This is a genomic window from Alloprevotella sp. Lung230 (assembly GCF_014385435.1).
Lineage (GTDB): Bacteria > Bacteroidota > Bacteroidia > Bacteroidales > Bacteroidaceae > Alloprevotella.
On the sequence record NZ_JACSUD010000013.1, the window covers coordinates 63,644 to 71,130 of the forward strand.

Here is a 7,487-nt window from a genome sequence, read left to right on the forward strand (position 1 = left end):
ACGAGCCGAACCTACATTTTCTGAGGAATTGCGAGGAAAAAGATTAGAATTGAGGCCTTTCATCACCCGATAGTCGACCCGAAACTATCCGTCGTAACCCTAAGAAATGGTTGAGTAGTCTAAGAAATTGAAGAGTAGTTCTGTTGTTCCTGCCGAAGACGATTGAGTTCTCTCCAGATTGGGGCGTATTGCGGAGTTTGCCGAGTGGCATCGGTTTCCAAAATGCGCGCCGCTGCTTCTCGAGCCTCCGCCATGAGGGCGGTGTCGCCCACAAGATGGGCTATTTTCAAGTCAAAAGGCAGTCCGCTTTGCGCAGTTCCGTCCAAGTCGCCGGGGCCACGGAATTTCATATCGGCCTCGGCAATGACAAATCCATCAGTCGTTTCGACCATAATCTCCATACGCTGCCGGGTGGTCTCGGCCAGATTGTCCTTGGTCACGAGGATGCAGTAGCTTTGTTCTGCTCCACGCCCCACTCTACCGCGGAGTTGGTGCAACTGGGCCAGCCCGAAGCGCTCGGCATTTTCGATCACCATAACCGAAGCATTGGGCACGTTGACCCCCACCTCAATGACGGTGGTAGACACTAAGATTTGAGTTTCGTAGGTCGAAAATTCACGCATTGCCTCCTCCTTTTCGATAGGTTTCATCTTGCCATGCACACGTCCGACTTTCCATTCGTGGAAAGCTTTGCGCACAGCTTCATAACCCTGCTCGAGCGCCAAGAGATCCAATTTTTCGTTTTCATCAATGAGAGGATAGACGAAATAGGCTTGACGCCCTTTGCGCAATTCGGCATCAATGAGTTGGTGCAGCAGGTGGCGCTGCGAAGTGCGGTAGTGGCGCGTTTCGATGGGTTTTCGGCCGGGAGGAAGTTGGTCGATGACGCTCACATCCAAGTCACCATAGACCGTCATGGCCAAGGTGCGTGGAATGGGCGTGGCCGTCATGACCAAAATGTGTGGAGGACGCGTGTTTTTAGCCCACAATGCTGCGCGCTGCTTAACTCCGAAGCGGTGTTGCTCGTCAATGACCACCAGACCGAGGTTGAGGAAGGTGACAGTAGGCTCAATCAGGGCATGTGTGCCTACAACGATCTGCACCTCGCCTCGGGCAATTCCCTCCAACACCGCCTTGCGGCGCTTGCCTTTGACAGTGCCCGTGAGGAGTTCGACACGGAGACCGAGCGGCTCCAATTGAGCAGAAATCCCTTTATAATGCTGTTCGGCCAAAATTTCGGTAGGCGCCATGATGCAGGCTTGAAATCCATTGTCGAGTGCCAGAAGCGCAACCAAAGTAGCCACCATCGTCTTGCCCGAGCCTACATCGCCCTGCAAGAGGCGGTTCATCTGTCGTCCGCTGCGCAGGTCAGCGTGCACCTCTTTAATCACTCGCTTTTGCGCTTCGGTCAGTGAGAAAGGCAGATGATGAGCGTAGAAGTCATTGAAAAGCCGACCGACACGCGGAAACAGCCATCCTTCATAGTCGACCTTGCGCTGCCGATTGTATTGCAGGATGGAGAGTTGCAGAAAAAAGAGTTCTTCAAACTTCAATCGGTGCTTGGCATCAGCCACGGCCTGTGCATTTTGCGAGAAATGAATGTCGCGGATAGCCTGATGGTGCGACACAAGGTGGTGTTCTTGCAACAGTGCCGGAGGAAAGACTTCGGGCAAAGCCGTTGGCAGTTTTTCGAAAGCATTGGCCACCAGTTCGTTGATGAGTTTGGAGGTGATTTTCGCACGATCCAGGCGTTCTGTCGAGTGATAGACCGGCTGCATGCGCAGCAAAGGACGATTGATGACCTTTGCCAACTCCTCCATCTCGGGATGAGCGATGGAAAAATAGTGTCCGAAAGGCTTGGGTTCGCCAAACACTTGATAGTCGACATCGACCTTGTACATCGTCTCCAAATGTTTCGACACACGGAACCATACCAACTGCACATAGCCTGTGCCGTCCGTGAAACTGGCCACCAATCTCCGTTTGGGGCCTTCGCCTTGCTTGGTAATACTGACGATGCGTCCACGCAACTGGATGTTTTGCATTCCTTCCGTCAAATCGCAGATGCGGTGAATTTTTGTCCGATCTTCGTGGCGGAAGGGATAGGTGTGCAGCAGGTCGCCAATGGTGCGAATGCCCAACTCTGCGTTGAGCAGTTTTGCACGATTGGGGCCGACGCCTTTGAGGTAGGTGATGTCTTGATCGAGATAAGAAGTCATGACAGGCACATTGTTTCTCCTTCTAAAAACTCGTATCTTTGGAAGATGCAGGTAAAGAGGCCGAAAGGAATAACTCAGAGATAGAAAAATTTATCTCAGAGATAGATTTTTTTATCTCAGAGATAGAAAAAACTACCTCTGAGGTAATTTGAGGGGACTGAGATACCTCATTTTTAGGGAGGTTGGGAACGCTACATTAGCAGCGAGTTCAATCCATGCGGTCACGATAGTCTTCGTAGCGATATTCGCGCAGCATTTCGAGCGTGCCGTCTGCATGGAGCAGGCACAAAGCCGGATGATGGATGCCGTTGAACATGTTGGTCTTCACGGTGGTGTAGTGTATCATGTCTTCAAACACGATTTCGCTCCCCACATGCAGCGGCTCCTCGAAGCGCCAGTAGCCCATATAGTCGCCGCTCAAGCAACTGTTGCCCCCAAGGCGATAGACATTGGGAGCGGTTTCGAGCCCACGCTCCCGCCCGTCGTTGAGGGTTTCGGCATGGCGGATGGTGGGATGATAGGGCATTTCGAGGCAGTCCGGCATATGGCAGGTGAAGGAGGCGTTGAAAAGTGCCGTCTTGATACCTGCATTTTCTACGATGTCCACCACCTGAGCCACCAGCGTCCCAGTTTGCCAAGCAAAAGCACTACCTGGTTCGAGCACCACTTTGAGGCGGGGATGACGGGCACGAAAACCTTTGAGTAGGTCGATGAGGTGCGGCACATCGTAGTCCGCGCGCGTCACCAGATGTCCTCCACCGAAATTGATCCATTCGAGCTGGTCGAGCCAACGCCCGAATTTAGCCTCCACGTGTTCCAGCGTATGCTCCAGCGCATAACTGCTGCTCTCGCAGTGGCAATGAATGTGAAAACCGCGTATGCCCTCGGGGAGCACTTCCGGCATTTGGTCAGATAGAAGTCCAAAACGAGAGCCGGGTGCACAGGGATCGTAGAGTGCGGTTTCGATTTCGGAATACTCAGGATTGACACGCAGACCACAGTCCACCTGCTCCGAATCGCCATGGCGCTCGTTCCAGGCACGCACCTGAGGATAGAAACGTTCATATTGTGTGAGCGAATTGAACGTCACGACCTCCGAGCAGCGCAATATCTCGGGAAAAGTCCCCTCTTCGTAAGCCGGAGTATAGGTGTGGGCACGGCTGCCAAACTCCTCCAATGCCAAGCGGGCTTCGTAGGGAGAGGAAGCCGTGGTGTGGCTGATGTATTCACGGAAGATGGGGAAGGTCTTCCAGAGGGCGTAGGCTTTGAAGGCCAAGATAAACTCCACACCGGCACGCTCGGCAATACTTTTGATGAGGGTCAGATTGCGACGCAGGCGGATTTCTTCAAGAATATAGGCAGGAGAGGGAGCATCAGGGTAGGTCATAGGGCGGTAAGTTTTTGAGAGGGAGGGGGAGCAAAGGAAATTAAGGTAAAACCAGCCAATGCTCACTTTGAGAAAGAAAAAAGGTGTCGAACCCACAGTCATTTCTCCGCAGGTTCGGCACCTTGTTGTTGCGATGGTTCAGTGGTCGCGATGAGTCCGGCAGACTACATGATGCCGTCTTCGCGCAATTTCTGTTGCCACTTCCAAGCCGTGGTCAAGGAGTCTTCGAGCGTGTGAACAGCCTTCCAGCCCAACACTTGATTGGCCTTGTCGACATTGCCCCACACCTTTTCGATGTCGCCGGCGCGACGGGGAGCCACTTTGTAGTTGAGTTTCACACCAGTGCACTTTTCAAACGTGTTGATGAGTTCAAACACGCTCACACCATTGCCGGTGCCGACATTGAACACTTCGACCGGTTCGGCATTCTTGCCCTCAACGATTCGGGCCATTGCAGCCACGTGGGCCTTGGCGAGATCAACCACGTAGATGAAGTCGCGAATGCAAGATCCGTCGGGGGTGTTGTAGTCATCACCAAACACAGCGAGCTGCTCGCGGATACCGATGGCCGTCTGGGTGAGGTAGGGGATGAGGTTGGCAGGCGCTCCGTTGGGCACTTCGCCGATGAGAGCTGTGGGGTGGGCGCCGATGGGATTGAAGTAGCGCAGGATGATGGCGGAGATGTTGGCACCGCTCTTTACGAAGTCTTGGATGATTTCCTCGTTCACCTGCTTCGTGTTGCCATAAGGCGATTCGGCCTTCTTTATAGGAGCGGCTTCACTGACGGGAAGCCACTCGGGGTCGGGCTGACCATAGACGGTGCAGGAGGAGGAGAAGATGATGCCCTTGACGTTGTACTTGGGCATCAGTTCGAGGATATTGATGAGGCTCGTGAGATTGTTGCGATAGTACATCAAGGGCTTTTCGACCGACTCACCCACGGCCTTTGAAGCCGCAAAGTGGATGATTCCTTCAATGCCGGGATACTTTTGAAACACACCTTCCAACGCTGCGTAGTCGCAGCAATCCACTTGTTCAAAAGCGGGACGTACGCCCGTGATTTTTGCGATGCCGTCAATCACATCGGCCTTTGAATTGCTCAAGTTGTCGACGATAACCACGTCATAGCCGGCTGTTTGAAGTTCGACTGTGGTGTGCGAACCAATGAAGCCCGTACCACCAGTCACCAAGATGGTCTTTTTCATAATGGAGATAGAGTTTGTTGTTGAGATTACGTGGCGAAGTTACTAATTTATTTTTGTTTCAACTCCTTGGCACTTCTTTTTTTCGTGCTTTTTCGGAAAACTCATTTCAATCTTTGCCCTTCCTCTCGAAATGTTGTATTTTTGTGCGTCTTTTCATCTATTATCTCCTGCCTGATGCCTGCTTTTCTTCAACTTGTCGCCCAAGATTTGCGACAGAAGTTTGGTGCCGACTTAAGCCGCGTGGTGGTGGTGTTTCCCAACAAGCGTGCAGAACTCTTCATCAACGACTATCTGCTCGGCGACACCGACACCGCCCCCATTTGGGCACCGCGCTATCTCACCATCAGCGACCTCTTCCACAGCTTTTCGCCTCTTGTGGTCAATGACCCCATCGACACGGTGTGCCGTCTCTACCGATGCTACACCGAGCGAGTGGAGGGGGCGCCATCGCTCGACGTTTTCTACGGATGGGCCGAGCGCATTTTGGCGGATTTCGACGACCTCGACAAGAACATGGCCGATGCCAAAGCCTTGTTTCAAAACCTCAGCGACCTCAAGGCCCTGGAAGACCCCAATGCCTTCTTAACCGACGAACAGAAAGAGGTGCTGCGCACTTTCTTTGCCGACTTTGACACCCATCAAGAAAGCGAAATCCGCAAGAACTTCCTCCAAATCTGGCACAACCTCCTGCCCCTCTATCAGCAGCTCAATGCCGAACTGGCGGCCGAAGGTTTGGCCTACGAGGGGGCGCTCTTCCGCCGTGTGGTGGAGGACTTGAAGCAAGAGCGTATCCCTCTCGACTCCTACGTGGACTACTACGCCTTTGTGGGCTTCAACGTCTTGGACAAGGTGGAGGAACAGCTGTTCACCCTCTTGAAAAAACAGCAAAAGGCGCTTTTCTACTGGGACTACGACACGTTCTACCTCGGCACAGCCAATCAGGACGTGCCCTTTGAAGCCGGACTTTTCCTGCGCGAGAACCTCCTCAAATTTCCCAACAGCCTGCCACCGGAACACTTTGACAATCTACGCCACATTGAGCACATCGAGATGGTGGCGGCTTCGACCGAAGTGGCGCAGGCACAGAGCGTGGGGCCTTGGCTCGAAGCCTACCTCACCCCCGACCCCAAGCGCACCGCTGTGGTGCTTTGCAACGAAAATCTGTTGCAGCCGCTCCTCCACGCCCTCCCTGAGAACGTTCGCGAGGTGAACATCACTAAAGGTTTTCCCCTCGGCCACACCGAGGTGGCCACGATGGTGGAGGACCGCCTTTCGGATTTCGAGCAACACACCACGCCCCTCACCACCGAGCAGATGCTCATCGACCTCATCCACCGCGTCAACACCGCGGCCGGTGCCTATGTGCAAGCCTCGGGCTTCTCGACCGAGGAGTTTGAAATGGTGCTCCACTCCGAGGCGTTCTACCTCATGTCCACCCTCCTCAACCGACTGTTGCTCATCGCCGAAAGCGGTCGTTTGCAAATAGGCCCCACCGCTCTGCGCCGCATCGTGCGACAGATTGTGCGACAAAGTACCATCCCCTTCCAAGGCGAACCGGCGGTGGGACTGCAAGTGATGGGCGTGCTCGAAACGCGTTGCCTGGACTTCGAAAGCCTGATTCTCCTCTCGGTCAATGAAGGCACACTGCCTCAAACGAGCAACGACACATCGTTCATTCCGTACCTCCTGCGCAAAGCCTTCGGACTCACCACACCCGAGCGCCGCACCGCTGTCTATGCCTACTATTTCTACCGTCTCATCCAGCGCGCCAAGCGCGTCCGCCTGCTCTACAACTCTTCGTCCGAAGGACTGGTGCAAGGCGAAATGTCGCGCTTCATGACACAACTCCTCATCGACCACCACCTCCCCATCACCCACAAGGTGCTCACCGGCCAACAAGAAACGATGGTGCGCCATCCACAGCCGGCAGCTAAACCAGACCACCTTCTCCAAATCCTCTCCCGCCCCACCGCTGATTCCGGCGATGCTCCCGTGCTGCAAATCTCTCCCTCGGCACTCAACACCTATCTGCGCTGCGAGTTGCAATTCTTCTATAAATACGTGCAGCGCATCAAAGAAGCCAAGCCCGACGAGGATGAAATTCAGCCGAACATCTTAGGGCTCATCTTCCACACTGCGGCAGAAAACATCTACAAAGATGCCGCGCTTTTACAGCCCCCGAATGGCCCCTTATCAAAAACCACGAGTGACTTGTTTCTGCAGGGAAAACGCATCGACCTCAGTAAACTCAAAGCCCTTGCCGCCAACACCCCACGCCTCAAAGCCTACGTGGAACAAGCCTATCGACAAGTGGCTGAGGACGAAGGCCTTCAACAGCCCACTGCCCCCTTGCTCGAAAGCAATGTGGTGATGATGTTCCTGCGCTCCCTCCTCCTCTACGATGGCACACACGGCGACCTCCGCGTGCTCGGGCTCGAACACCACGTTTCGCTGCACCTACCCCTGCCAGAAGGTGTGCCGGCCGAAGCCATCGAAATCGGCGGCTTCATCGACCGCCTTGATGTGGTGGAAGAAGACGGCCGCTCCCTCCTCCGCATTGTCGACTACAAAACGGGGGGGAAGACAGAGACCACCAGCATCGTCCGCGATCTCTTCGACCATCGAGGACTCGAGCACAAGCACTATATGATGCAGACTTTCATCTACGCCCTCATC

4 protein-coding genes are annotated in these 7,487 nt (G+C 54.1%); 1 reads left to right on the forward strand and 3 read right to left on the reverse strand.

Features of this window, described 5'->3' with window-relative positions; translation table 11 throughout:
* Positions 1 to 119 precede the first annotated feature (119 nt).
* From recG to galE, 3 genes are all read right to left on the reverse strand, one after another.
* On the reverse strand, positions 120 to 2,219 hold the full coding sequence (gene recG / locus H8527_RS07700) for an ATP-dependent DNA helicase RecG (RefSeq protein WP_187547069.1): 2,100 nt from the start codon (positions 2,217 to 2,219) through the stop codon (positions 120 to 122).
* A 208-nt stretch (positions 2,220 to 2,427) separates the two neighbouring features.
* On the reverse strand, positions 2,428 to 3,606 hold the full coding sequence (nspC, locus tag H8527_RS07705) for a carboxynorspermidine decarboxylase (RefSeq protein ID WP_187547070.1): 1,179 nt from the start codon (positions 3,604 to 3,606) through the stop codon (positions 2,428 to 2,430).
* A gap of 164 nt (positions 3,607 to 3,770) precedes the next feature.
* Positions 3,771 to 4,811: a UDP-glucose 4-epimerase GalE gene (gene galE / locus H8527_RS07710; protein WP_187547072.1), complete on the reverse strand. Its 1,041-nt coding sequence runs from the start codon at positions 4,809 to 4,811 to the stop codon at positions 3,771 to 3,773.
* Between the two features lie 174 nt (positions 4,812 to 4,985).
* Here galE and H8527_RS07715 point away from each other — a divergent pair.
* Positions 4,986 to 7,487: PD-(D/E)XK nuclease family protein (locus H8527_RS07715; protein ID WP_187547074.1), on the forward strand; the 2,502-nt coding region annotated here is incomplete at its 3' end.

Bases quoted from the DNA above. Each gene is read 5' to 3' on its own strand.
- galE (WP_187547072.1), bottom strand. From the start codon at position 4,811: ATGAAAAAGACCATCTTGGTGACTGGTGGTACGGGCTTCATTGGTTCG.
- recG (WP_187547069.1), bottom strand. From the start codon at position 2,219: ATGACTTCTTATCTCGATCAAGACATCACCTACCTCAAAGGCGTCGGC.
- nspC (WP_187547070.1), bottom strand. From the start codon at position 3,606: ATGACCTACCCTGATGCTCCCTCTCCTGCCTATATTCTTGAAGAAATC.